Raw genomic sequence first — 24,491 nt, 5'->3', positions numbered from 1 at the left:
CACAGCAAAACGGCTGTTAATAATATTAACCGGCTGGCCTCGCTTACTTCAGGGGGCTTGCTGTTAATTATTTTATCCACAGAGTCTTTTGATCGATCCGCGCTTGACGAAATTTCCTCGATAGGTTTTGATTGCTTCCGTTATCTTTCGAATCGAAACTTATCAAGTCATGTCGAAGCGCAACACACCTCAACGGCGCCACAACATCCTGGCCTTGCTCAACGAGCAGGGCGAAGTCAGTGTGGATGAATTGGCAAAGCGCTTCGAAACCTCTGAAGTTACGATTCGCAAGGATCTGGCCGCACTTGAAAGCAACGGTCTGCTGCTACGTCGTTATGGCGGCGCCATCACCTTGCCTCAGGAATTAGTGGCCGACCTGAGTCAACCGGTCTCCAGGTACAAGCAGGCCATTGCCCGCGCAGCTGTTGCACGGATTCGCGAACACGCACGCATCATCATCGACAGCGGCAGCACCACCGCATCGATGATTCCGGAACTGGGGCAGCAACCGGGCCTCGTGGTGATGACCAACTCCCTTCACGTCGCCAATGCCTTGAGCGAACTCGAGCATGAGCCGGTGCTGTTGATGACCGGCGGCACCTGGGACCCGCATTCCGAGTCCTTTCAGGGGCAGGTCGCCGAGCAGGTACTACGCTCCTACGACTTCGATCAATTGTTCATCGGCGCCGATGGTATTGATCTGGTCCGCGGTACAACCACCTTCAACGAACTGCTGGGACTTAGCCGAGTGATGGCCGAAGTCGCCCGTGAAGTGGTCGTGATGGTGGAGGCCGACAAGATCGGCCGCAAGATTCCCAACCTGGAACTGCCCTGGAGCAGCATCCATACCCTCATTACCGATGATCGCCTGTCGCTCGAAGCGCGGGATCAGATTCAAGCCCGCGGTATCACTTTGATTTGCGCGGCTGTCAGTCAGGAGAAATAACATGTGTGGAATTGTCGGCGCAGTTGCAGAACGTAACATCACCGCCATCCTGGTCGAGGGCCTCAAGCGCCTGGAATACCGTGGGTATGACAGCGCCGGCGTGGCGGTGTACACCAACGATCAGAAGCTCGAGCGCGCGCGTCGCCCGGGCAAGGTCAGCGAACTCGAGCAGGCCTTGGCCGAAGAAGCACTGGTTGGTCGTCTGGGTATTGCCCACACTCGCTGGGCTACTCACGGTGCACCGTGCGAACGCAACGCGCATCCGCACTTCTCTGGCGATCTGGCCGTGGTGCACAACGGCATTATCGAAAACCATGAAGCCCTGCGTGAACAACTCAAGTCTCTGGGTTACGTTTTCACTTCAGACACTGACACCGAAGTCATCGCCCACCTGCTGAACCACAAACTCAAGGACCTTCCTGACCTGGCCGAGGCCCTCAAGGCAACAGTAAAGGAACTGCACGGTGCTTATGGCCTGGCAGTCATCAGCGCGAAGCAACCTGATCGCCTGGTGGCAGCCCGCAGTGGCAGCCCGCTGGTGATCGGCCTGGGCCTGGGTGAGAACTTCCTGGCGTCCGACCAATTGGCACTGCGTCAGGTGACTGACCGTTTCATGTACCTGGAAGAGGGTGATATCGCCGAAATTCGCCGCGACAGCGTGCAGATCTGGGATGTCAGCGGCAAGGCTGTCGAGCGTGAGACCGTGCAGTATCGCGATGGCGCCGAAGCGGCTGAAAAAGGCGAGTTCCGCCATTTCATGCTCAAGGAAATCCACGAGCAACCGTCCGTGGTGCAGCGCACCCTGGAAGGTCGTTTGAGCCCGAACGGCGTGCTGGTACAGGCTTTCGGTCCACAGGCCGCTGAACTGTTCGCCAAAGTGCGCAATGTGCAGATCGTTGCCTGCGGCACCAGCTATCACGCCGGCATGGTTGCGCGTTACTGGCTCGAAGAACTGGCCGGCATCCCCTGCCAAGTCGAAGTTGCCAGCGAGTTCCGCTACCGTAAAGTCGTGGTGCAACCCGACACCCTGTTCGTGACCATCTCTCAGTCCGGCGAAACCGCCGACACCCTGGCTGCGTTGCGCAATGCCAAGGAACTGGGTTTCCTCGCCAGCCTGGCGATCTGCAACGTCGGCATCAGCTCTCTGGTGCGTGAATCCGACCTGACCCTGCTGACCCAGGCAGGCCGCGAAATCGGCGTGGCGTCTACCAAAGCCTTCACTACGCAATTGGTGGGTCTGCTGTTACTGACCCTGTCCCTGGGCCAGGTTCACGGATCGTTGGCCAAAGGCGTTGAAGCGACACTGGTCGAAGAACTGCGTCGCTTGCCAACCCGCCTGGGTGAAGCGCTGGCGATGGACAGCACCGTGGAGAAAATTGCTGAACTGTTCGCCGAGAAGAACCACACCCTGTTCCTGGGGCGTGGCGCACAGTTCCCGGTCGCGATGGAAGGGGCCCTCAAGCTCAAGGAAATTTCCTACATCCACGCCGAAGCCTACCCGGCTGGCGAGCTGAAGCACGGCCCGCTGGCGCTTGTGGATAACGACATGCCAGTGGTGACCGTAGCGCCAAACAACGAGCTGCTGGAGAAACTGAAGTCCAACCTCCAGGAAGTCCGCGCCCGGGGTGGCCAACTGATCGTTTTCGCAGATGAGAAGGCTGGCATGACCAATGGTGAAGGCACGCACGTTGTGCACATGCCGCACATCCACGACATCCTGTCGCCAATCCTCTACACCATCCCGCTGCAGTTGCTGTCGTACTACGTGGCTGTGCTCAAAGGCACTGACGTCGATCAACCACGCAACCTGGCGAAATCGGTGACTGTGGAATAAGTTATCCACAGCTGATCGAACCTTAAAAAATCGCAGCCACTTGGTTGCGATTTTTTTTATCTGAATCGAGGACTCACCCATGGACCGCTTCCAGGAAATGCAGGTCTTCGCCGCCGTCGCCCAGGACCAGGGCTTTTCCGCAGCAGCGCGGCGTTTGGGTTTGTCCGCCGCCAGCGTTACCCGGGCGGTGGCGGCGTTGGAGAAGCGCATTGGCACGCAGTTGCTCACGCGCACTACGCGCAGTGTTTATTTGAGCGAGGCGGGGCAGCGATATCTGGAAGACTGTCGAAGAATTCTGGCTGAAGTGCAGGAAGCTGAGGATTCCGCGGCAGGCAGTCACGTCCAGCCCCGTGGGCATCTGACGATTACGGCGCCAGTTTTGTTCGGTGAGTTGTTCATCACTCCGCTGATGGTGAGTTTTCTCACGCAGTTTCCTGACGTGACGATCAATGCGCTGCTGGTGGATCGGGTGGTGAGTATCGTCGAGGAAGGGGTCGATGTGGCCATCCGCATCGGTGAGTTGCCTGACAGCAACCAGCATGCGATTCGGGTGGGCGAAGTGCGGCGAGTGATCTGTGCATCGCCGCAATTTCTGGGTATCCATGGTCGGCCAAAACATCCACAAGAACTGGCTCAGGCGCCGATTATTGCGACGTCCGCGATTGGACAGTTGAAGCACTGGCCCTTTCTCGAGCGAGGCGAGCCACTGAGTGTCCGGGTAGAACCGCGTCTGACAGTAACGGCGAATCAAGCAGCGATCACCGCGGCCGGGCTTGGACTGGGTTTTACCCGGGTTCTGTCCTATCAGTCGGCGAGCAAAGTGGCGGCAGGTGAGCTTGAAATTGTACTCGCGGATTTCGAAATGCCGCCTTTGCCCATCCATGTGCTTTATCAAGGCGGGCACAAGGCTGCGACGCGCGTTCGTAGTTTTGTCGACTTTACGGTGAAGGCACTCCGCGAGCATCTCGCTTTGCGGGACTGATGCTTTATTTCTCTGGGTGAAATAATTGATTGCGTTTGCTGGGTATTCTGTTGTTTTCGTGACTGGTAGAAGATGGCTGCCATCGGTGCTGATCTCTCCCCTGACAGCGCCACTGCCCAGCGGAGTCGACCATGCAAGCCATCAAACTCTACAACTTTCCACGTTCCGGCCACGCGCATCGTGTGGAACTGATGCTTTCGCTGCTGCAACTGCCGACCGAGCTGGTCCTCGTCGACCTGGCAAAGGGCGAGCATAAAAAGCCGGAGTTCCTGGCCATCAACGCTTTTGGCCAAGTGCCGGTGCTCGACGATCAAGGTGTGGTACTGGCGGATTCCAATGCGATTCTGGTCTACCTGGCGAAAAAATACGGTAAAGGTCGCTGGCTGCCAGACGATCCGGTCGGTGCCGCCAAAGTGCAGCGCTGGTTGTCGGTTGCTGCCGGGCCAATCGCCTTCGGGCCCGCCCGGGCACGGCTGATCACGGTATTTGGTGCACCGTACAATCCTGATGAAGTGATTCCTTACGCTCATAGCGTGCTCAAGGTGATCGATCAGGAACTGGCCAACACAGCTTTCCTGACCGGCAGCGAACCGACCATCGCCGATGTGTCTGCCTACAGTTACATCGCCCATGCACCGGAAGGCAACGTCTCGCTAGACGACTACGCCAACATCCGCGGCTGGTTGGCGAGGGTCGAAGCTTTGCCCGGTTTTATCGGCATGCCGCGCACTGTCGCCGGCCTGCAAAAAACTGCCTGATATTTTCGCCCGACTTCTGTCGGGCCCTTCACGCTGTGCCGATGGCGCAGGGGAGAAGCCGCAATGGATAATTCACCGTGGCATGCTGGCGAGAAAGAGTTGCAGGCTCATATCGGTGTCAGTGAAAGAATGGACGTACTCGGGCGCCGGGTGATTCGCGACCAGATGCCAGATCAACATCGCACCTTCTATCAGCAACTTCCGTTCATGTTGTACGGCGCGGTTGATGCTGATGGTCGTCCCTGGGCCAGTGTGCTTGAAGGTCAACCGGGTTTCGTACATTCCCCCGATCCAGGTTTATTGCAATTTAGCAGCTTGCCGGCTGCTGATGATCCTGCGCAACTGGGCGCGGGTTCGGCGATCGGTCTGTTGGGCATTGAACTGCACACCAGGCGTCGCAATCGCATTAATGGCCATATTGGCGCAATGACCACCAGCGGGTTTGCTGTGACGGTGGATCAGTCCTATGGTAATTGCCCGCAGTACATCCAATTGAGGCAGTTCCGCTCGGTGCCCCTGGCGGATCCGGCAACACGTCCCGCGCAGCAATTCAATGAATTGGATGACGCGGCCAAAGCCATGATTGCTGAGGCGGACACCTTTTTCGTCGCCAGTTACGTCGATGTCGATGGCGTACGGTCGGTGGATGTTTCACACCGTGGTGGACAGTCTGGTTTTGTCCGGGTGGAAGGGAACTGCCTGACCATCCCGGACTTTGCCGGGAACCTGTTTTTCAATACCTTGGGTAATCTGCGGGTCAATCCAAAAGCCGGTTTGCTGTTCATTGATTTCAATTCCGGTGATCTGCTACAGGTAAGTGGGCGCACCGAAATCATCCTTGAAGGCCCGCAGGTAGAGGCATTTCAAGGTGCTGAACGTTTGTGGATGTTCCACGTGGAACACGTTGTTCGTCGTCCCGCTGCCCTCGGTTTGCGCTGGCGCTTTGACGGTGTTTCGCCGACCAGTTTGCTCACGGGGACATGGGAGCAGGCCAAGGCGCGCTTGCAAGCCAAGACCTTGGGTGATCAATGGCGGCCGCTGCGGGTGGTGCGGATCGAAGCGGAAAGCCAACACATCCGTTCGATATATATGGAGCCAGCCGACGACGTCGGGTTGCCGTTGTTTCAAGCCGGGCAACATCTACCGCTGCGCTTCAACATTGATGGTGAAACCCATATCCGCACCTACAGCCTGTCGAGTGCGCCATCGGATGACTTTTTCCGTATCAGTGTGAAACGTGACGGTCGGGTGTCTTCGCACCTGCATGACCAGGTTCGCGTCGGTGACTTGTTGGAGGCAAGGGCACCCCAGGGGCATTTCACCGTTGCGCCCCATGAACGGCGGCCGCTGGTGTTATTGGCCGCTGGTGTGGGTATTACGCCACTGCTGTCGATGCTGCGTGAGGTGGTTTATCAAGGCTTGCGCACTCGACACATCCGGCCGACCTGGTTCTTCCAGAGTTCGCGCACCCTGGCCGATCAGCCATTTCGTCCCGAGGTGGATCGCTTGCTCGATCATGCCGGTGACGCGATCAGGGTGGTGCGTCTGCTCAGTCAACCGGAGCCGGAGGCACGGGAGGGCGAGGACTTCGATGTGACTGGGCGAATCGATGTCGCTCGGCTCTCGGAACTGCTCGAAGTCGAGGACTACGATCAGCTGGATTTTGTGCTTTGCGGCCCCGGCAGTTTTACCCAGGCGTTGTACGACGCCTTGCGCGAACTGGATATTCGCGATGCGCGGATTCACGCTGAAACCTTCGGTCCATCGACTTTGCGTCGTCGGCCTGACCCCGATGCCATCGTCATCGAGCAAACGCCAGCGGCTAGCACCTCGGTGCCGGTGGTGTTCCAGCGCTCAGCCAAGGAAGCTCGCTGGCAACCGGATGGCGGCAGTCTGTTGGAGCTGGCGGAAAGTCGCGGATTGCACCCGGAATTCAGTTGCCGCGGCGGCTCATGCGGCACCTGTAAGACACGGCTGATCAGCGGCCAGGTCAATTATCCACAGCCGCCAGCAGAGGTGCCGGATGAAGGTCAGGTGCTGATTTGTTGCGCAGTTCCGGCTCAAGGCACGCAGCCTTTGGTCCTGGATCTTTAGCGGGTCAACTCGCGGGAGCGATTGCCCGACGGTCGTTGGCTGGGTAGGGTAGGTAGTACGAAAAAGGGCCGAAGAAAGGCCCTTTGTGCATTTCAGGGACAGGCGTTTTTTCATGGGTTTTCTCACTCGCGTGATCGTCTCGCTGACGGCGCTCGCGCTGCTTGGTGGTTGCGAGCAGCACAACGCACCGCCACTCGATCAGCAACTCTATGTGTGGCAACGCCAATGGACCCCGGCGCATGACGCTGCATTGCGGGACAGTCGCGCCGATTTTTCCACCTTGCGGGTGCTGGCATTACAGGCCTTCCCTCAGGCGGGCTGGAGTCGCGCGCGGATTGATCCGGCGCTGCTCAAGCGCGATGGTCGGCGGCTGATTGCGGTGATTCGCCTTGATGGCCAGCTACAGTCGCTGGATCAGGATGAGGTCATGGAGCAGATCCAGAGCCTGATCAGCGATTGGCAGGGCAAGGGGCTGACACTCGCCGGGGTGGAAATCGACCACGATGCGGGCAACGCTCGGTTACCCGCCTATCGCGCGTTTCTGGCGCACCTGCGTTCTGTGATGCCAGCGCCCATGGCCTTAAGCATCACTGCATTGCCGGCATGGCTCGACAGTCCCGAGTTGCCAGCGTTGTTATCCACCGTCGATAGCAGCGTGTTACAGGTTCATGCCGTGAGCGATCCCCGGCGCGGCTTGTTCGATTCAGATCTCGCTAGCCAATGGGCAATGGCCTGGAGTCGTATCACCTCGAAACCCTTTTTCCTGGCCTTGCCGGCCTATGGCGTCGCGTTGTTGCCGAGTGTCGGTGGCGCTCCCATCGTGGAAAGCGAAGTAGCCATTGAGCGTAACGGCAAGCGCCGGGAGTTGTTGGCTGATCCACTGAAATTGAGCAAGCTTGCTGCGCGGTTGCGCGCAGACCCGCCGGCTCATCTGGCCGGTTTGATCTGGTTTCGGCTGCCTTTGGCCAACGACCGTCGAGCCTGGAGCCTGGCGACCTTGCGCGCTGTGTCGCGTGGTGATGTCCTTGAGAGTCATCTGGCACTGAATCTTTCGGAGCACGAAGGCCTCTATGACATTGGTATCAGTAATGAGGGCAACCTCGACAATGCCTGGCCCGAGCGCGTGACGCTGGCGGTACAGGGTTGTGAGGGGGCCGATGCGCTGGCCGGTTATACGTTGCAACAAGAACCGAACCTGCTTACCTTCACCCGCCTGCGCGACGGCCGGATAGCGGCTGGCGGACAGCGCGCCATCGGTTGGGCACGCTGCGCAATCATTGATCAAGGAGCTTCGAATGTTCACCCGTAACTGGCCTCGTCACTTGCTTTGTCTGAGCCTTGGCCTGCCGTTGGCAGCCATGGCTTGCGGGCCGGATTTCCCCATGCGGTTGCTGGACAATCGAGGTCAATCCCTGGCGGAATTACCGGAGGGCAATTTCAGTTTCGAGGTGAGCCGCCTCGGTCATGCGATTGCCGGTCTCAAGCCTGTTACGGCCGCCACCCTTGTCCCTGGCGCAGCCTATGGAGAGACCTCCGCTCATGTTGAACAGCGGGATCAGGCCGAGCAGGTTGGTTTGACCCATGAACAGCAGGCACAGGTGAAACAGTTGCGTGGGCTCGCCGATGCCCGGCAGGTTGAAGTACAGGGTACGAACCTTCCCGCCGAGCTCAAGTTGTATCTGGCGGGCGCGGTAGCGTTCAATGCCGGCGATCAAACGCTGGCCGCCGAATACTTCCGCAAGGTGCTGGCGCTGCCCGCCGATCAACGGGCATTGCGCAGTACCTGGGCTGCCTACTCGCTGGGGCGGGCGTTGTTCGCCATGAGTTCGCAGGCCGACGCCGCCCCCAACCTGCTGGAACAATCGCGCAAGGCCTACGAACAAACCCGCCAACTGAGCATCGACGGCTTCAGTGATCCACTGGAACTGGGCGTCGCCAGTCTCGGTGAAGAGGCTCGCGTGGCCCGGGCGGCAGGTGACTGGAACGGGGCGATCGAACTTTATGCGACGCAGAACCTTCAGGGTTCGGCAGTGGGTTACACCTCGTTGAAGCTGTTGATGGCTGAACTGGCTTCGATGCCCGAGGATCAGTTGGCCGGGTTGCTCAAGGGCAAGCCTGTGCAGCAGCTGGTGACCGCCGCCTTGATCAGCCGACTGGGTTGGTCATTCGGTGATCAACCACCTAACGAGCAAAAACTGATCAAGCTGTTGCAGAGCAGTACGCGCGGCAGCCTCGACAATGCGGACCGCCTGGCCGCGTTGAATTATCAACAGGGCGATTTCAACAGCGCCAAGGCCTTTCTCGAGCGCGCTGGCGACGGCGGCCTGGCCTGGTGGCTTCGGGCCAAACTGGCGGTGCGCGATGGCGATAAAGCGGCGGCGGCTGCAGCGTATGCGAAGGCCGCCAAGGCTTTCCCGCAGAATGAATCTTGGGGTGATCGGAGAACGCCGGATTACGATTTCGAAACGCTGCAACCCAAATGCCGGGTCGAAGGCGAAAGCGCGATCCTGGCCCTGCAACGCGGGGATTATCTGCAGGCGTTCGACCAGTTGTACCGCAGCCAAGGCATCTATTGGTTGGACGCGGCCACTGTTGCCGAGCGTGTACTGACGTTGGATGAGCTCAAGCAGTACGTCGATACTCAGGTACCGGCACCGCCACCACTCAGCCAGCACGATGTGGACAACTACGTGCCTCTGCCGGTGGCGGCGAGCCTGCGCAATCTGCTTGGGCGGCGTTTGTTGCGCGAAGGACACTACGAGCAAGCGCCGGCTTATTTCGATAACGATGGCTTGCGCCACAAAGCCAGGCTGTACGGCCAGCAACGTATGGCGGCGGATTCGGCATGGTGGCCGACGCGACGCGCCGCGGCTCTGTTCAATGCCGCCTGGACCGCACGTGAATGGGGGATGGATATTCTCGGTTATGAAATGGCGCCGGACTACGCCACGTTCGGGGGCAACTTCAGCCTTGAGAGTGCTGAACTCAAGGTCGGGCCGCTAGTAGCCGAGGACGAAGTGAAGCGTCAGCGAGCCAGCGCCGCCCAACCCGATCAGCGCTACCACTATCGCTTCGTGGCGACGGCACTGGCCAGCCGTGCAGCCGACAATCTGCCGCACACCAGCCAGGCGTTCGCCGCTGTGCTGTGTGAAGCGGCCGGCTGGAACAGCAGCCTTGAAGAACAAAGTGCGCTCTACCAGCGATATGTCAAAGAGGGACCATTCGTGGAGTGGGCAGCGGATTTTGGCCATCAATGCCCGTATCCCGACTTTGAAAGTGCAGACAAGCGCTATGTCACACAGGCCACCGATGCTGCCCGCTCGGCCCTGCGACCGTACAAGACAGCTCTGCAGATGGGAGGCGTGTTGTTGGTCATGGCGGTGGCGCTGGTGCAGGTCAAGCGCCGTCGCCGCAAAGTGCAATAAGGTTCAAGCCTGTTGAACAAAGGTCAGTCGCACGGCGAAACCGATCAACAGGCTGCCGAACAGCCATTGTTGAACGCGCTGAAAGCTGGGGCTGCGTTGCAGCCAACGACCCAGCGCGGCTCCGGTCAACGCATAGGCGCTATCGAACAGCAAACCGATACCGACCAACACCAGGCCCAGGACCGCAAACTGCGCGAGTACCGGTCCATTGAGTGGATCGATGAACTGCGGCAGCAATACCGAGCAAAACAGCAGCGCCTTGGGGTTAAGCAGATTGGTCAGTAGACCGCGGCGAATCGCTTCGCCCCAGCGTGTTTTTTCGTCTGTTGTACCTGGGCCGTTCAGGGATGGCAGCATCGTCGTCCGCAGGCATTGAATACCGATCCACAGCAGATAAGCAGCCCCGACCAGGCGCACTGCGTCGAATGTCCAGGGAGCCGCCTTGAACAATGCCGCCAATCCCAACGCCGCCAGCACTACATGACAACCGCGGGCGATCGCCAGGCCGACGGCCGTGGCCAACGCTGCGCCTTTGCCCTGGCGGGCACCGGTTTGCAGCAGCAGGATCATATCGGGGCCGGGTAACAGATAGACCACCGCCAGCGCCATGAAAAATAGCCCGAGTCCCGCCATGTCGTACCCCTGTCCGTAGTCGATTCAGTGGTGCCAGTCTAGAGCCAGGGAGTAGGGCATGTGCTTGCGTAGTTTGCTTCTAAAGGTGGCTGTTTTGGCATAACCTGCCAACAAATAACGGTTCAACCAGCGGGATATGCCAAACGATGAAACTGGATGCCTACGACCGCAAGATTCTTGCCGCTCTGCAACGGGATGGTCGGCTGAGTAATGTGCAGTTAGCTGAAGAAATCGGTCTGTCCGCCTCGCCATGTTTGCGCCGGGTACGGATGCTTGAAGAGGCCGGAGTGATTCGTGGTTATCAGGCCAATCTGGATCGCGATGAAGTTGGACTAGGGCTGACCGTGTTCGTCGGAGTAAAAGTCGAGCGCCATAACGATGAACAGGCTGAATCTTTTCGCTTGGCCGTGACAGCATTGCCGGAGGTGATTTCGGCGTTTCTGGTATCTGGAGAATCGGACTTTCTGTTGCAAGTGGTGGTACCGGATCTACGCGCCTACGACCGGTTTCTCACGGGGTGTTTGTTGAAGCTGCCAGGGGTGAGCGATATCCGCAGCAACTTTGCGATCCACACGGTGAAGACACCGGGAGCGTTGCCGCTGGGGCATTTGCCGCTGTAGACCGAGGAGACTTTTTCACGAGCAGGCTCGCTCCCACATACGAATGCATTCCAATGTGGGAGCGAGCCTGCTCGCGAAGCGAAGGCCCAGCCATCAAAAATCTGGAGGCCTACATCTGCGTCGCCATCCCCTCCACATTCATCGCGGCCTGGCGCAAGGCTTCGGATCGGGTCGGGTGAGGATGGCAGGTCAGGGCAATGTCTTCGGCGGATGCGCTGAACTCCATGGCCACGCAATATTCGCCAATCATTTCACTGACGCTTGGCCCTACGAGATGCACACCGAGGATTTCGTCGGTACGCTCATCGGCCAGCACTTTGGCGAATCCTTCGGTTTCATGATTGATCTTCGCCCGGCTGTTGGCGGTAAACGGAAATTTGCCGACCTTGAATGCGCGACCTTCGGCCTTCAACTGTTCTTCGGTCTTGCCGACGCTGGCCAGCTCCGGCTTGGTGTAGATCACGTTGGGGATCAGGTCGTAATTGACCTCACCAGCCTTGCCGACGATCTGTTCGACGCAGGCCATGGCTTCGTCTTCAGCCTTGTGGGCAAGCATCGGTCCGGAGGTGACGTCGCCAATCACCCAGACGCCCGCCGCTTCGGTACGGTGCCCCTTGTTGGCGAGCATGCCGCGTTTATCGGTGGCGAGGCCGACGTTCTCCAACCCCAGACCTTGGGTATAAGGCCGACGTCCGATCGCCACCAGCACGTAATCGGCCTCCAGCGACTCGGCTGCTCCACCTGCGGCAGGTTCGACGCTGAGCAGCACGCCGGTTGCGGTCGTCGTGGCGCTGGTCACTTTTGAACTCAATTTGAAACTGATGCCCTGTTTGCTCAGTGAGCGTTGCAGGGTTTTTCCTGCTTCGCCATCCACACCCGGACAAATCCGGTCCAGGTACTCGACCACGGTCACTTGAGCCCCCAAGCGCCGCCAGACGGAACCAAGCTCCAGCCCAATCACCCCGGCGCCGATCACCACCAGATGCTTCGGCACTTCTGTGAGTGACAGTGCGCCGGTGGAATCGAGGATGCGTTGGTTATCGATGTCCACCCCAGGCAGGGGAGTGGGTTCGGAACCGGTGGCGATGATGATGTCTTTGCCAACCAGTTCGGTCTTGCCGCCGACGTTATCCGTCACGGTGACTTTGCCCGGCCCGTCGATGTGGCCCCAACCCTTGATCCAGTCGACCTTGTTTTTGCGGAAGAGAAATTCGATGCCCTTGGTCAGCCCGGTCACGCTTTCATCTTTCTGTTTCATCATCTGGGCGAGGTTGAGCGTGGGTTTGACCTCGATCCCAAGGTTGGCGAATTCCGCTCCCATGGCTGCATCGTACAGCTCCGAGGCGTGCAGCAATGCCTTGGACGGCATGCAACCGACGTTCAGGCAGGTACCGCCGAGCGTAGCGCGTCCTTCTACGCACGCCGCCTTCAATCCCAGTTGGCCTGCTCGAATCGCTGCGTTATAGCCACCGGGGCCACCACCGAGTATCACGACGTCATAGGTGCTCATGGAAGTACTCCTGGATTGAAAGCGGACGGGGAGGGGTAAAAGTAGTCTTTGAATAAAATTACGAGCGTAATATGTGCGCTCCGATGCTTTTCGGTCAAGGGTTCAGCTTCGCGACAGGTTGAGCATCTTTAGATAGGGCGATTGAGCACGAAAATTTCACCAGTACTGTTATATCGTTACGAAATGCCCCGCGGGGCAATTCTAAATACTGGAGTGGTATGCAAGTCGATCTCGAAGAGGGTGGTGATGGAGCGCAGGTAGCCGGGCTGCCGCGTTTTCAGCAGGCAGTTTTTCAGGGGCGACGATTGCGCCTGCTCGCCATCGGTCTCGGCGCGCTCGCGGCAATGGGCCTGGTGCTGGGTTTTTTTGTCGGGATGTTTGCTCCGCAATCCCTTTGGCCTGCGCTGTTGTTCAATCAGAGCGCCGCATTGCTGGTGCTGGTCGCCGGCTTGCAATCGGCCTGGTGGGTCACGCAATGGCGTGCGCAGGCGATGAATCCCTTGGAGTCGGTGGTCGATTCTGATGAAGCTGAAGTCCCGGCAGGCTGGTATGAGCGACTGCTTGAGAGAATCAGTCAGCACTGCCTGAAGCTACTCAGGCAAATCGGAGCCCCGACACTGTGGCTGGCCGGTTGGGCGCTGCTGGCGTTGTTGTGCGTCGAACAGGCATGGACCCTTGCTTTGCCTTCCGCAGCGCTGGGCATGTCGGCCACTGTCAGCGCGACCCTGGGGTTGTTGTTGGCCTTTGGTCTGTTGGTTCTCGAGCGTCAGCTTGCTCAGGAAAATACTGCTCAATGGCCCGAGGCAGGCGCCTTGGCGCAGCTGACCCGCGTGGCGATCATCAGCCTGATTCTTGGAGCGTTTTGCCTGCTGTTCGGCAGTGAGACTTCGGTTTGGCCGGTGCGTCTGGCGGTACTGATCGGCCTGCTGCCAGGCTTCGTTGCCTTCGAATTACTGCTGCGTGCCGTGCTGTCATTGTTCAGCCCGCGTCGCGAACAACTTGAACCTGCATTGCTGGCGCGTAGTTTTGTCGCCGACATGTTGCGCTGGCCGCCACGGCCATTGCAGGCGTTACAGCAAGAATTGCACAACCGCTTCGGCATCGACCTGCGGCAAATTTGGGCCTTCACTTACATGCGCCGGGCATTGTTGCCGGTGCTGGGGGTAGTAGGCATCGTCGGTTGGGTGCTGACCGGTGTTCACGAAATTCCGCTGCAAGGGCGGGGGATCTACGAGCGATTCGGTAAACCGGTGACGGTGTTTGGGCCTGGTCTGCATGCGGGTTTACCGTGGCCATTGGGGAGGGTGCTAAGTGTCGAAAATGGCGTGGTTCACGAATTGGCCACCAGTGTCGGCGAAACATCGGCCCCCGTGCAGGCAGACCCCGCCGAAGGCCCGGCGCCGATAACCGCCAACCGGTTGTGGGACGCCAGCCATGTGAATGACAAATCCCAGGTGATTGCCAGTAGCCGCGCAGACAAGCAGAGCTTTCAGATCGTCAACATGGACGTGCGTTTTGTTTATCGCATTGGTTTGAGCGATCAGGCGGCATTGGCTGCAACCTATAACAATGCGGATGTGCCGACGTTGATCCGCAGCACCGCGAGCCGAGTTCTGGTTCACGACTTCGCGTCACGCACCCTTGACGGTTTGCTCGGTGAGGACCGGGTAGGGCTTGCCGAGGAAATCGGCCGGGCCGTGCAGGCCGACCTGCAGAAACTCGACAGCGGCGTGGAAATTCTCGCTACGGTCGTTGAAGCGATCCATCCCCCGGCAGGGGCTGCCAATGCTTATCACGGGGTGCAAGCCGCACAGATCGGCGCGCAGGCGTTGATTGCCCGTGAACGCGGAGCCGCCGCCGAAGCCACCAACCAGGCGCAGTTGCAGGCGAGCATTGCCCGGGATCAGGCAACAGCTACCGCCCATGAAATCAACGCGACGGCCAAGGCTGGCGAGCTGAAATTCAGCGCCGAGAAAAAGGCTTACGCCAATGCCGGCCAGGCCTTTGTGCTGGAGCAATACCTCGGTCAACTTTCCCAGGGCCTGGCCAGCGCCAGCTTGCTGGTTCTCGATCATCGTTTGGGCGGCAGCAGCAATGCTCCGACCATCGATCTGCGTACATTCACGTTGCCGGCTGACCCTGCGTCGTCGCGTAAAACTGCTCAGCCAGGAGTCGCCAATTGAGCCAGCTACATACCCACGATCATGCCAACCACAGTGGCCACGATCACAGCCATGGCGGCCATCACCACGGCCATCACCATCATGGTGATCCGCAAGAAGCCGGCCCGTTCCCCTGGCGACGCATGGGCTGGGCGGCGTTGTTGGTGGCGTTTGCCGTGGCGGCAGCAAGCCTGGTGCAAGTGCGTTCAGGCGAAGCCACGGTCATCACACGTTTTGGCAATCCATCGCGGGTGCTGGTAGAACCCGGGCTAGGCTGGCGCTGGCCGGCACCCTTCGAAGCAGCGATCCCGGTGGATCTGCGACTGCGCACCACGTCCAGCGGTCTGCAGGATGTGGGCACGCGGGACGGCTTGCGCATTATCGTTCAGGCTTACGTTGCCTGGCAGGTGCAGGGTGATCCGGACAACGTGCAGCGCTTTATGCGCGCTGTGCAAAACCAGCCGGACGAAGCGGCACGGCAGATTCGCACCTTCGTCGGCTCCGCGCTGGAAACCACGGCCAGTAGTTTCGATTTGGCCAACCTGGTGAACACCGATGCCAATCAGGTGCGCATCGCCGATTTCGAAGCACAGTTGCGCAAGCAAATCGATCAGCAGTTGCTGAACACCTATGGCGTGCGAGTGCTACAAGTTGGCATCGAGCGCCTGACCTTACCGTCGGTCACGCTCACTGCGACGGTCGATCGCATGCGCGCCGAGCGTGAAACAATCGCGACTGAACGCACCGCCATTGGCAAGCGCGAAGCGGCGCAAATTCTCTCCGCGGCGGAACGCGATGCACGAATCGTCCAGGCCGATGCCACGGTGAAAGCGGCGGACATTGAGGCGCAATCCAGGGTCGAAGCCGCGCAGATTTATGCGCGTGCCTACGCTGGTTCACCGCAGCTTTACAATTTGCTGCGCTCACTCGATACCTTGGGCACGGTGATTACCCCGGGCACAAAACTGATCCTGCGTACCGATGCCGCGCCTTTCCGGGCATTGGTTGATGGTCCGCCGACGCTGGAAAATAAACCCGGGTCGCAGCCATGAATTTGGTTCCACGTGGAACAAATGAGTTGAGTAGCCCGTGGATTCAGGCCGGACGCTTGGCGTTTTTCGCTCTGTATGCCGTGACAGTGTTGGCCGCTTTGGCTTGGGCGTTCTCCAATGTGCGACAAATCGACCCGCAAAATCGTGCGGTGGTTTTGCACTTCGGCGCTCTTGATCGCGTCCAGAATGCCGGTTTGCTATTGGCCTGGCCGCGTCCGTTTGAACAGGTGATTTTGCTGCCAGCGGCGGATAGGGTCATCGAGCGTCGAGTGGAGAACCTGCTGCGAACTGACGCCGCATTGCAGGCCGATCGCGCCGCCAGTTTTGCAGGGCCGATCAGTGATGCGCTGGCAGGTTCCGGTTATTTGCTGACGGGGGATGCCGGTGTGGTGCAACTGGATGTGCGGGTGTTCTACAAGGTCACAGATCCGTATGCCTTCGTGCTTCAAGGCGAGCATGTGCTTGCGGCCTTGGATCGTCTGGTGACCCGTAGCGCATTGGCACTCACGGCTGCACGAGACCTGGACACAATTCTGGTCGCACGGCCGGAGTTGATCGGCGCTGATAATCAGGCGGCAGAAAGGCGCGAGCGTCTGCGGGGTGATCTGGTGCAAGGCATCAATCAGCGTCTGGCGCAATTGGCCGCGACAGGGCAGGGGCTGGGGATCGAAGTGGCGCGGGTTGACGTGCAGTCGAGCCTGCCGGCGCCTGCGATCAACGCCTTCAACGCCGTACTGACCGCCAGCCAACAAGCCGACAAGGCCGTGGCCAACGCGCGCACTGAAGCAGAGAAAATGAACCAGAGCGCGAATGAACAAGCTGACCGTACGCTACAAGTCGCTCACGCTCAGGCGAGTGAGCGGCTGGCGAAAGCCTCGGCTGATACCGCCACGGTGATCAGTCTGGCCAATGCGCAACACGAAGCCGCCGACCCACAAATGTTGCTGCGAATCTACCGCGAGCGAATGCCGAAAATTCTTGGCCAGGCCGGCTCAGTCATTACGGTCGATCCGCAAGACGATTCCCGCCTGATCATTCAGGGAGCTGCACAATGACCGCTCAAACTGCCGCCGCACCGAGCATGTTGTCCTCGGCCGAACAACGCAGCGCTGCTCGCCAACTGACTTTGGCCATGCTTGCACTCGGCTTGCTCGCGTTGGGCCTTGTATGGCGCTGGTTGTCCCCGGAGCAAAGTGGGGTCAGCCAATTGTTGCTGGGTTTTGCTTCTGTACTGGTGGCCGTGCCAGTGATGCGTTCAGCCTGGTACAGCTTGCGGTATCCGAGCCTGCACGGCATCACCGATCAACTCATCGCCCTGGCGATGCTTGGCGCATGGGCGACAGGCGATCTGCTGACGGCTGCATTGCTGCCGATCATCATGATCTTCGGCCATGTGCTGGAAGAGCGCAGCGTGATCGGCTCGCAGGAAGCCATTCACGCCCTCGGCAAACTGACCCGCAGCCACGCGCGTAAGGTTCAGGCCGACGGCTCCATCGTCGAAGTCGACAATGGCACGCTCAGGGCCGGCGATCTGGTGGAAGTCCGTGCCGGTGGTCGGGTGCCGGCGGATGGCCAGGTGCTGTCCGGCCAGGCGAGTCTGGACACCGCATCCATTACCGGCGAGTCGGTGCCGATGGAGGCGGGTGTCGGAATGGCGGTGTTCGGTGGCGCGATCAATCTCGATGGCCTGTTGCGCATTGAAGTGACACGGACCGGCGACGAATCGACCCTCGGCAAAGTGATCGCGCTGATGCAAAACGCCGAGCGATCGAAGCCACCAATCACCCGGTTGCTGGAGCGATACGCCGGGAGCTACCTGGTGCTGGTGTTGTTGCTGGCCGCAGTCACCTGGTTCATCACCAACGATGCCCAGGCCATGCTCGCGGTGCTGGTCGCTGCTTGCCCTTGTGCGCTGGTACTGTCAGCACCCGCTACGGCGATTGCCGGGGTAGCAGTAGCCGCTCGGCACGGCATTCTGATTCGCAGCTCGGCGTTTCTCGAAGAGCTGGCAGACCTGACATCGCTGGTGGTCGACAAGACCGGAACCCTCACCTTCGGCACCTTGCGCCTGCAATCCATCGAGAGCTCGCTAGCGGATCGCAACCCCGTCTTGAGGCTCGCCGCCAGCCTCGGTTCCGCCAGCAGTCACCCGGTCAGCCGGGCGCTCGCCGGGCTCGTCCCACCAGAGCATTTTCAGTTGCTGTCGGACATTCGCGAGCGTCAGGGTCTGGGCGTGGTGGCCATGACAGAGCAGGGCGAGGCTGCGCTTGGGCGGCCGGAGTTGTTCGCCCAATTGGGTATAGCTACCCCAAATGTTCCCGACCACGATGGCCCCATTGCCGGGCTGGCACTCAACGGTGAGTTTCTCGCTTGGCTGTTGTTGGCCGACAGTGTTAAACCGGAAGCGAAGGTTGCCTTGAGTGAGCTGAAGGACCTTGGATTGGGCCGACAGCTTTTACTCACCGGCGACCGGTACAGCGTCGCTCACACACTCGCTCGGGATGTCGGCATCAGTGAGGTTGAGGCGCAGGCCTTGCCCGAGGACAAATTGAATCGCGTGTTGAAAGAAATCGGTAACGGCTTTCGGCCTATGGTGGTCGGCGATGGCATCAACGATTCCCTGGCGCTCAAGGCTGGCGTTGTCGGTGTGGCAATGGGTGCAGGCGGGGCGGATATCGCGTTGGCTTCAGCGGATATTGTGTTGATCGGTAGCGACCTGCGGCGCCTTGGCACCTGCGTGCGCTTGAGTCGGCAATGCCGTCAGACTTTGCAAGTCAACGTGATTATCGGTTTGGGCTGGACTTTGGCGATCGTTGCTTTCGCGGCGTTCGGCTGGCTCGGGGCAGCAGGGGCGATGATCGCTGCGTTGCTGCATAACCTCAGTACGTTGCTGGTGTTGGGCAATGCTGGGCGTTTGTTGCGATTTCAGGAGCCGCTGTTCAAGCTCAATGAAGAGCGGTTTTAACAATACAGAACTGTGGGCCGGATTTGCAGTCATTTAGCTAAGAGCGGTCATTTCTGCGAATTCGCAACCGTTGTATATTCGTAGAGTGCCGCTATGAAATCGATAGCCAGTTGTTTTTCCAGGATGGTCTAACCTCTCAGCAGACGTCTGAAACAAGGGGGATTTTCCATGCTCGCGCAACTTCCACCGGCCTTACAGAATCTGCAGTTACCGCTACGCCTGCGACTCTGGGACGGTCATGAATTCAATCTGGGGCCGACGCCCAGTGTCACAATTGTGGTCAAGGACCCACAAATGGTCACCCAGTTCACCCACCCTAGCCTGGACGCGCTCGGGGCTGCGTTTGTCGAGGGCAAACTGGAACTCGAAGGTTCCATCAGCGATGTGATCCGCGTGTGCGATGAATGGAGTCAGGCGTTGCTGGATGAGGACGACGGCAATCAGCCGGTCCGCACCATGCATGACAAGGAGACTGACGCCAAGGCAATCTCCTACCATTACGACCTCTCGAACGCCTTTTACCAACTGTGGCTCGACAGCGACATGGCGTATTCCTGCGCTTACTTCGAGACAGGCAGTGAATCCCTTGAACAGGCCCAACAGGCAAAATTCCGTCATCTGTGCCGCAAGTTGCGCCTGCAACCTGGCGAATATCTGCTGGATGTCGGCTGCGGCTGGGGTGGGCTGGCCCGGTACGCTGCTCGTGAGTTTGGTGCGAAGGTGTTCGGTATTACCCTCAGCAAGGAACAACTGGCCCTGGCCCGGGAGCGGGTAAAAGAGGAAGGGTTGGAGGACCTGATCGAGTTGCAGTTACTCGACTACCGCGACCTGCCTCAAGACGGACGCTTCGACAAGGTGGTCAGTGTCGGTATGTTCGAACATGTCGGGCACGCGAACCTGGCCGAGTATTGCAAAACCTTGTTCGGCGCAGTGAAAGAGGGCGGGTTGGTGATGAACCACGGGATCACCGCCAAGCACACCGATGGGCGTCCTGTGGGACGCGGTGCGGGTGAGTTCATTGAGAAATACGTGTTCCCCAATGGAGAACTGCCGCACCTGTCGATGATCTCTGCCGAGATCAGTGAGGCAGGCCTGGAGATCGTCGATGTCGAGAGCCTGCGCCTGCATTACGCACGGACCCTGGATCACTGGAGCGAACGTCTGGAAGACAATCTGGAGGCCGCCTCGAAACTGGTGCCGGATCAAGCCCTGCGCATCTGGCGCCTGTACCTGGCCGGTTGTGCCTACGCGTTCGCCCGCGGCTGGATCAACCTGCACCAGATTCTCGCGGTGAAGGCCCACGCCGATGGCAGCCATGAGCTGCCCTGGACGCGAGACGACATCTACAATCCCTGATCCCTAGAGAATGGGCGAAATAAGCCGGGCGACCCTCATGCCGACTTGCTGCAGGCGATGGGTCTCCCGGCCTTCTTCCTTGGCGATTTCGTGAGCCTGGTCGAAGTCGTCGTTTAGCATTTGCTCCACTTGGGCAGCAAACGCTTTGTCGACTGTCAGTAGCATCACTTCGAAATTCAATCGAAACGATCGGTTGTCCATGTTGGCGCTGCCAATGGCGCTGATTTCACTGTCGATCAACACCACTTTCTGATGCAGGAACCCGGGTTGGTAGCGGAACACTCGCACACCGGCGCGCACGGCTTCAAAGGCATAGAGGCTGGAAGCGGCGTAGACGATTCGGTGGTCGGGCCGCGACGGCAGCAGGATTCGCACATCCACCCCGCGCAAGACCGCCAGGCGCAACGCAGCCAGTACCGCTTCGTCGGGGATGAAGTAAGGGCTGGTGATCCATACCCGTTCGGTCGATGCGTGAATCGCTTCGACGAAGAACAGTGAACAGGTTTCGTAGGCGTCCGCCGGGCCGCTGGCGAGTACCTGGCACAGCACTCCGTCGTCCGGGTAAACCTGCGGCAGGATCAGCGGCGGTAATTCTCGAGCCGCCCAGAACCAGTCTTCGGCGAAGGACTCTTGCATGCAGGCCACCACCGGTCCCCGTACTTGCACATGGGTATCGCGCCACGGTGCCAGCGGTGGTTTCTCGCCCATGTATTCATCGCCAACGTTGTGGCCACCGACGAAGCCGAGCATGCCGTCGACGACCACGATCTTGCGGTGGTTGCGAAAGTTGACCTGGAAACGGTTGAGCCAGCCGCTGCGGGTGGCGAAGGCTTTGACCTTGACGCCGCCATCGCGCAGTGACTGGACGTAACCGTGGGGCAGGGAGTGGCTGCCAATTCGGTCGTAGAGCAGGTAAATCGCCACGCCTTCGCTGGCTTTGTGCAGGAGCAAGTCATGCAGGCGACGGCCCAGCCGGTCATCGTGGATGATGAAGAACTGGACCAGTACGGCTTCCCTGGCCTGGTCGATGGCGTGGAAAATCGCTTCGAAGGTCGCCTGTCCATTCACTAGCAAGCACACTTCGTTGTTTGCCAGGCACGGCATGCGTCCCAGTTTCGGCATGGCCCTCAGCGACGCGTAGGCGCTGGATGCGCGAGCGGTGAGGGCTTCCTCCACCCATGGCCGCCAGTTCAGCTCGGAGACCGCCTTGCGCATCTCCTCGTTGGCTTGGCGCCGAGCCTTGATGTAGCCGTCGAAGGAGCTGCGCCCGAATACCAGGTAGGGGATGAGAGTCAGGTAAGGCATGAACAACAATGACAAGGCCCAGGCAATCGAGCCTTGCGCGGTGCGGACGGTCAACACGGCATGGATTGCTGCAATCAGGCCCAATGAGTGCAGCAGCGCGATGACATAACCAAAGACATGGGGTCCAAAATAATCCATGGGGGCAACCTTGCTCCTGAAGATTCAATGCTTAACAGACCATGTTCCGTGCAGAATGTCGCTATTTAATTGGCCCATGAACCGAAGCCCGCTGGCGACGTCTAACGGCCACTACTGATCAGGAGTTACTCGATGAACGTTCGTCTGCTGGGTTTGGCCATGGCATTTGGTTTGGCACTTCCTGTGGCTGCTCAGGCGCAGATGCTTCAGCCAGGTTTGTGGGAATTGACTTCGAGCAACATGAAAGTCGATGACCAGAACCTGCCGGATCTGCAACTGATCCTGGGTCAAATACAAAGCCAGATGACTCCTGAACAGCGCGCGCAGCTGGAAAAACAGGGCATCACCATGGGTGGCAAAGGGATTCGGGCGTGCTTGACGCCAGAGCAGGTCAAGAGCGACAACATTCCGCTGACCGACCCACAATCGGGCTGCAAACAGGAAATCACCGAGCGCACCGGTAATCAGTGGAAGTTCCGTTTCAGCTGCCCGAAAGCACAGGGCGCGGGTGTAGCCACCTTCCTCAGTGATCGTGAGTTCACCACCAAGGTCAACGGTACGTTCAACGCCACCGGCATCCAGCAGAAGGGTAGCCTCGATACCCGCGCGGTCTGGTTGGGACAGGACTGCGGCACCGTAAAACCAAGAGCCTAAACCTCATCGGGGCGAGCCTTGCTTTTTTGTAGGAGCGAGGCTTGCCCGCGAAGACGTCCGTTCAGCCACCTCCAATCCCCGGCTGACCTAACCACTCGCACACCGCCTCAACCTTCATCCTGCCAAAATCCTCTCCATTGCGATTGCGCACGCTGACATACCCGCCAGCTCTTTCCTGTTCACCAACCACCACCAGGTACGGCACCGTCTGACTGTGATGTCGAATCTTGTGGCGAACTTTTTCGTTACGCAGGTCCGCCAGGGCACGCACACCACTGCGGCGCAAGTGTTCGGTAACTGCGTGTGCGTAACTTGCCTGCCGGTCATCCATGCTGACCACCACCACATGGGCTGGCAGGCGCCAATGCTGCAGCTCGTGGTGGTTGGACCAGCAGGTACCATAGATCCTTTGCTGCAAGGTTCCGTTGATGTGATCGAGGGCGAAAGCTTGTAAGACCCTGGTGGTGGGCACATGAGGGCCGCTCGTCACATAGTCGGTATCCCCCAGGCGATACAGCGACAGATCGGCGCAAGAGGGCGAGTGGTTGCGATTGCGACGGATCGAGTGGTTGGCCGCCGCCAATGATTGCATACGCGCTTCGATCAGCGGCAGGTCAGCGGTCCTCATTGGACGTTCGACAGCGAACTCACAATAGAACCCGTCACCCAACGCCGAGCCGGTTCGCAATTGAGCATGGGAATGCAATTGCTTGACTGCCATCGCCAGCATCAGCGAACAGGAGCGCCGGAGGATCTCCAGGCCGTCGGGTTCCTGGGGCGTAACGATGCTGACCCTGGCATTGGCCCGGATCACGAACTCACAGTCGACCAACAGGCCGTCCACCCGACCCGCTACTGCAGCGTTGGCCAGCCCGGGGCCAATACTCGCGGCAATCTCATGTACGGACAGCGGTTGATCGTATTCACGCAATGAACCATCGGGCAGAGTGATCTGGATCATAGTTTTTGTTCTCGAATGCTTCGATCACATGCGTCAGCGGCTTAACCTTAGATCCAAAACCCGGCCGCTGTCATGTAGACGTTTGTCGTGCCCACTCAAAACTCTTTCTAGAAAGCCCTGTAGGCGCGCAGCAGATTGATTGTTGATGCGCGCCATAACTTCGGTACAGAGCCTGGCGCAATGCCTGTAAATGGATTATGCGGCCTCCCAGTTCCACCGACTCTCGGCAACGGCATCGTGGGCATGCAGGCTTTCAGCATGGATGACGCGTATCTGGAACCCACTGACGCCGGGTGAGCGTTTCAGGGCCAGGTTCAAGCGTCGAGCAGCGTCTTCGCAAAACATCAGGTTCTGACCATTAGCCAAGGCGAACGCCTGTTCATCAGCCCGTTTGACAGCGGTTTGTACGGCGGTGCCGAGGGCTGCCTCGGCGTCGTTGATGATTGCGACCAGCGGCAATTCATCCAGGCTCTCGTGCAATCGCAGACTCAGTTGCGCCGTACTGCGTTGACTATGGGGCGTCGCAACAATGCCTTCAGGGGAACCGAGCCAAGCGAGTACTTCGTCGTGATGCAAAGTCCGGTTGGCAAAATCATCGACGAATTGCTGTTGGATCAGTTGTCGGGACAGCGCGGCTGAACAAGGACAGGTTGAGGAATAAGGCAGTGCCATTTTTAGTTCCACGTGGAACATCTGGTTTTTCAAACGTGCTTCGATGCTGACGGGATAGCTTTTCCAGCCAGACAGAGGACTGACCAATGCCGGTCTTTTCAGCAGCAAATCGGTGTGAATAGTCAGGTAGGCGTTGTTTGATAGCCCTTCGTGACTGATCAGGAAACTATGCAAAACCCGTCGTAGCAGACCGGGCGAGAGCGTTTCTTGCTCAAGCGTTTCCAACCCCAGATACAGCCGCGACATATGAATCCCACGCGCCTCGCCGTTATCGAGGCTCACACCCGCGTCGGCCGTCGCAGGCAATTTTTTGCCGTCGAGTAAAACAGGAAGAGCAATGCCACACATGCCCACCCATTCCAATGGGTGGGCTTGGCGTAATGCCTGCGCGGCGATATCCGGCAGAGTCAGCGCATTCATGAGC

General features: G+C 59.1%; 19 protein-coding genes. 14 read left to right on the top strand and 5 right to left on the bottom strand.

Annotated features, from left to right (window positions below; all coding sequences use genetic code 11):
- Nucleotides 1-169 precede the first annotated feature (169 nt).
- From HGP31_RS00515 to HGP31_RS00485, 7 genes are all read left to right on the top strand, one after another.
- Nucleotides 170-946: a DeoR family transcriptional regulator gene (locus HGP31_RS00515; RefSeq protein ID WP_020797982.1), complete on the top strand. Its 777-nt coding sequence runs from the start codon at nucleotides 170-172 to the stop codon at nucleotides 944-946.
- Between the two features lies 1 nt (nucleotide 947).
- Nucleotides 948-2,780 carry a glutamine--fructose-6-phosphate transaminase (isomerizing) gene (gene glmS, locus HGP31_RS00510; RefSeq protein ID WP_020797981.1) on the top strand — a complete coding sequence of 611 codons (1,833 nt, stop codon included), beginning with the start codon at nucleotides 948-950 and terminating at the stop codon, nucleotides 2,778-2,780.
- Between the two features lie 79 nt (nucleotides 2,781-2,859).
- A complete protein-coding gene (locus HGP31_RS00505) occupies nucleotides 2,860-3,762 on the top strand; it encodes a LysR family transcriptional regulator (RefSeq protein WP_020797972.1) in 903 nt (300 codons plus the stop codon).
- Between the two features lie 131 nt (nucleotides 3,763-3,893).
- Nucleotides 3,894-4,520 (top strand): glutathione S-transferase family protein, encoded by a 627-nt coding sequence (locus HGP31_RS00500; RefSeq protein WP_168757022.1) that lies wholly within the window; start codon nucleotides 3,894-3,896, stop codon nucleotides 4,518-4,520.
- A gap of 63 nt (nucleotides 4,521-4,583) precedes the next feature.
- Nucleotides 4,584-6,614 (top strand): 2Fe-2S iron-sulfur cluster-binding protein, encoded by a 2,031-nt coding sequence (locus HGP31_RS00495; protein ID WP_168757021.1) that lies wholly within the window; start codon nucleotides 4,584-4,586, stop codon nucleotides 6,612-6,614.
- Nucleotides 6,615-6,726: 112 nt separating this feature from the next.
- Entirely contained in the window at nucleotides 6,727-7,923 is a 1,197-nt protein-coding gene (locus HGP31_RS00490; RefSeq protein WP_168757020.1) for a DUF3142 domain-containing protein, read from the top strand.
- Nucleotides 7,910-10,039 carry a hypothetical protein gene (locus tag HGP31_RS00485; protein WP_168757019.1) on the top strand — a complete coding sequence of 710 codons (2,130 nt, stop codon included), beginning with the start codon at nucleotides 7,910-7,912 and terminating at the stop codon, nucleotides 10,037-10,039. The genes HGP31_RS00490 and HGP31_RS00485 overlap by 14 nt, the downstream gene beginning before the upstream one ends.
- A gap of 3 nt (nucleotides 10,040-10,042) precedes the next feature.
- On the opposite strand, the gene HGP31_RS00480 is transcribed toward HGP31_RS00485, so the two are convergent.
- Complete coding sequence (locus HGP31_RS00480; protein ID WP_168757018.1) at nucleotides 10,043-10,672, bottom strand: LysE family translocator; 630 nt, start codon at nucleotides 10,670-10,672, stop codon at nucleotides 10,043-10,045.
- A gap of 146 nt (nucleotides 10,673-10,818) precedes the next feature.
- Between HGP31_RS00480 and HGP31_RS00475 the strand changes: the two genes are divergently transcribed.
- Nucleotides 10,819-11,292, top strand: coding sequence for an Lrp/AsnC family transcriptional regulator (locus HGP31_RS00475; protein ID WP_008064568.1), 474 nt, complete (start codon nucleotides 10,819-10,821; stop codon nucleotides 11,290-11,292).
- Nucleotides 11,293-11,401: 109 nt separating this feature from the next.
- On the opposite strand, the gene lpdA is transcribed toward HGP31_RS00475, so the two are convergent.
- Entirely contained in the window at nucleotides 11,402-12,802 is a 1,401-nt protein-coding gene (lpdA, locus tag HGP31_RS00470; RefSeq protein ID WP_168757017.1) for a dihydrolipoyl dehydrogenase, read from the bottom strand.
- A 218-nt stretch (nucleotides 12,803-13,020) separates the two neighbouring features.
- Between lpdA and hflK (HGP31_RS00465) the strand changes: the two genes are divergently transcribed.
- The 5 genes from hflK (HGP31_RS00465) (at nucleotide 13,021) to cfaB (ending at nucleotide 20,337) form a co-directional block, all read left to right on the top strand.
- Nucleotides 13,021-14,985 carry a protease modulator HflK gene (gene hflK, locus HGP31_RS00465; protein ID WP_168757016.1) on the top strand — a complete coding sequence of 655 codons (1,965 nt, stop codon included), beginning with the start codon at nucleotides 13,021-13,023 and terminating at the stop codon, nucleotides 14,983-14,985.
- Complete coding sequence (hflC, locus tag HGP31_RS00460; RefSeq protein ID WP_168757015.1) at nucleotides 14,982-16,016, top strand: protease modulator HflC; 1,035 nt, start codon at nucleotides 14,982-14,984, stop codon at nucleotides 16,014-16,016. Before hflK (HGP31_RS00465) ends, hflC begins: the two co-directional genes overlap by 4 nt.
- Complete coding sequence (gene hflK, locus HGP31_RS00455) at nucleotides 16,013-17,071, top strand: protease modulator HflK (RefSeq protein WP_168757014.1); 1,059 nt, start codon at nucleotides 16,013-16,015, stop codon at nucleotides 17,069-17,071. The genes hflC and hflK (HGP31_RS00455) overlap by 4 nt, the downstream gene beginning before the upstream one ends.
- Nucleotides 17,068-18,981 carry a heavy metal translocating P-type ATPase gene (locus HGP31_RS00450; protein ID WP_168757013.1) on the top strand — a complete coding sequence of 638 codons (1,914 nt, stop codon included), beginning with the start codon at nucleotides 17,068-17,070 and terminating at the stop codon, nucleotides 18,979-18,981. The genes hflK (HGP31_RS00455) and HGP31_RS00450 overlap by 4 nt, the downstream gene beginning before the upstream one ends.
- A 168-nt stretch (nucleotides 18,982-19,149) precedes the next feature.
- Nucleotides 19,150-20,337: a C17 cyclopropane fatty acid synthase CfaB gene (gene cfaB, locus HGP31_RS00445; RefSeq protein ID WP_020797960.1), complete on the top strand. Its 1,188-nt coding sequence runs from the start codon at nucleotides 19,150-19,152 to the stop codon at nucleotides 20,335-20,337.
- 3 nt (nucleotides 20,338-20,340) lie between these two features.
- Here cfaB and cls read toward each other — a convergent pair whose 3' ends face one another.
- Entirely contained in the window at nucleotides 20,341-21,780 is a 1,440-nt protein-coding gene (gene cls / locus HGP31_RS00440) for a cardiolipin synthase (RefSeq protein ID WP_168757012.1), read from the bottom strand.
- 132 nt (nucleotides 21,781-21,912) lie between these two features.
- On the opposite strand from cls, the gene HGP31_RS00435 reads away from it, so the two are divergent.
- A complete protein-coding gene (locus HGP31_RS00435) occupies nucleotides 21,913-22,434 on the top strand; it encodes a DUF3617 domain-containing protein (protein WP_020797958.1) in 522 nt (173 codons plus the stop codon).
- A 61-nt stretch (nucleotides 22,435-22,495) separates the two neighbouring features.
- Here HGP31_RS00435 and HGP31_RS00430 read toward each other — a convergent pair whose 3' ends face one another.
- Both HGP31_RS00430 and folE2 read right to left on the bottom strand, forming a co-directional pair.
- A complete protein-coding gene (locus HGP31_RS00430; protein ID WP_020797957.1) occupies nucleotides 22,496-23,395 on the bottom strand; it encodes a His/Gly/Thr/Pro-type tRNA ligase C-terminal domain-containing protein in 900 nt (299 codons plus the stop codon).
- A 195-nt stretch (nucleotides 23,396-23,590) separates the two neighbouring features.
- Nucleotides 23,591-24,487, bottom strand: coding sequence for a GTP cyclohydrolase FolE2 (folE2, locus tag HGP31_RS00425; protein ID WP_083349927.1), 897 nt, complete (start codon nucleotides 24,485-24,487; stop codon nucleotides 23,591-23,593).
- Between the last annotated feature and the right edge of the window lie 4 nt (nucleotides 24,488-24,491).

This window comes from Pseudomonas umsongensis, assembly GCF_012647205.1.
Lineage (GTDB): Bacteria > Pseudomonadota > Gammaproteobacteria > Pseudomonadales > Pseudomonadaceae > Aquipseudomonas > Aquipseudomonas umsongensis.
The sequence above is the reverse complement of the archived record's forward strand: the minus strand, read 5'-3'. Positions and strand labels throughout refer to the sequence as shown.

What these genes read in the sequence shown, in the direction of transcription:
- HGP31_RS00515 (WP_020797982.1), top strand. Translation starts at nt 170, where the DNA reads ATGTCGAAGCGCAACACACCTCAACGGCGCCACAACATCCTGGCCTTG.
- glmS (WP_020797981.1), top strand. Translation starts at nt 948, where the DNA reads ATGTGTGGAATTGTCGGCGCAGTTGCAGAACGTAACATCACCGCCATC.
- HGP31_RS00505 (WP_020797972.1), top strand. Translation starts at nt 2,860, where the DNA reads ATGGACCGCTTCCAGGAAATGCAGGTCTTCGCCGCCGTCGCCCAGGAC.
- HGP31_RS00500 (WP_168757022.1), top strand. Translation starts at nt 3,894, where the DNA reads ATGCAAGCCATCAAACTCTACAACTTTCCACGTTCCGGCCACGCGCAT.
- HGP31_RS00495 (WP_168757021.1), top strand. Translation starts at nt 4,584, where the DNA reads ATGGATAATTCACCGTGGCATGCTGGCGAGAAAGAGTTGCAGGCTCAT.
- HGP31_RS00490 (WP_168757020.1), top strand. Translation starts at nt 6,727, where the DNA reads ATGGGTTTTCTCACTCGCGTGATCGTCTCGCTGACGGCGCTCGCGCTG.
- HGP31_RS00485 (WP_168757019.1), top strand. Translation starts at nt 7,910, where the DNA reads ATGTTCACCCGTAACTGGCCTCGTCACTTGCTTTGTCTGAGCCTTGGC.
- HGP31_RS00480 (WP_168757018.1), bottom strand. Translation starts at nt 10,672, where the DNA reads ATGGCGGGACTCGGGCTATTTTTCATGGCGCTGGCGGTGGTCTATCTG.
- HGP31_RS00475 (WP_008064568.1), top strand. Translation starts at nt 10,819, where the DNA reads ATGAAACTGGATGCCTACGACCGCAAGATTCTTGCCGCTCTGCAACGG.
- lpdA (WP_168757017.1), bottom strand. Translation starts at nt 12,802, where the DNA reads ATGAGCACCTATGACGTCGTGATACTCGGTGGTGGCCCCGGTGGCTAT.
- hflK (WP_168757016.1), top strand. Translation starts at nt 13,021, where the DNA reads ATGCAAGTCGATCTCGAAGAGGGTGGTGATGGAGCGCAGGTAGCCGGG.
- hflK (WP_168757014.1), top strand. Translation starts at nt 16,013, where the DNA reads ATGAATTTGGTTCCACGTGGAACAAATGAGTTGAGTAGCCCGTGGATT.
- HGP31_RS00450 (WP_168757013.1), top strand. Translation starts at nt 17,068, where the DNA reads ATGACCGCTCAAACTGCCGCCGCACCGAGCATGTTGTCCTCGGCCGAA.
- cfaB (WP_020797960.1), top strand. Translation starts at nt 19,150, where the DNA reads ATGCTCGCGCAACTTCCACCGGCCTTACAGAATCTGCAGTTACCGCTA.
- cls (WP_168757012.1), bottom strand. Translation starts at nt 21,780, where the DNA reads ATGGATTATTTTGGACCCCATGTCTTTGGTTATGTCATCGCGCTGCTG.
- HGP31_RS00435 (WP_020797958.1), top strand. Translation starts at nt 21,913, where the DNA reads ATGAACGTTCGTCTGCTGGGTTTGGCCATGGCATTTGGTTTGGCACTT.
- HGP31_RS00430 (WP_020797957.1), bottom strand. Translation starts at nt 23,395, where the DNA reads ATGATCCAGATCACTCTGCCCGATGGTTCATTGCGTGAATACGATCAA.
- folE2 (WP_083349927.1), bottom strand. Translation starts at nt 24,487, where the DNA reads ATGAATGCGCTGACTCTGCCGGATATCGCCGCGCAGGCATTACGCCAA.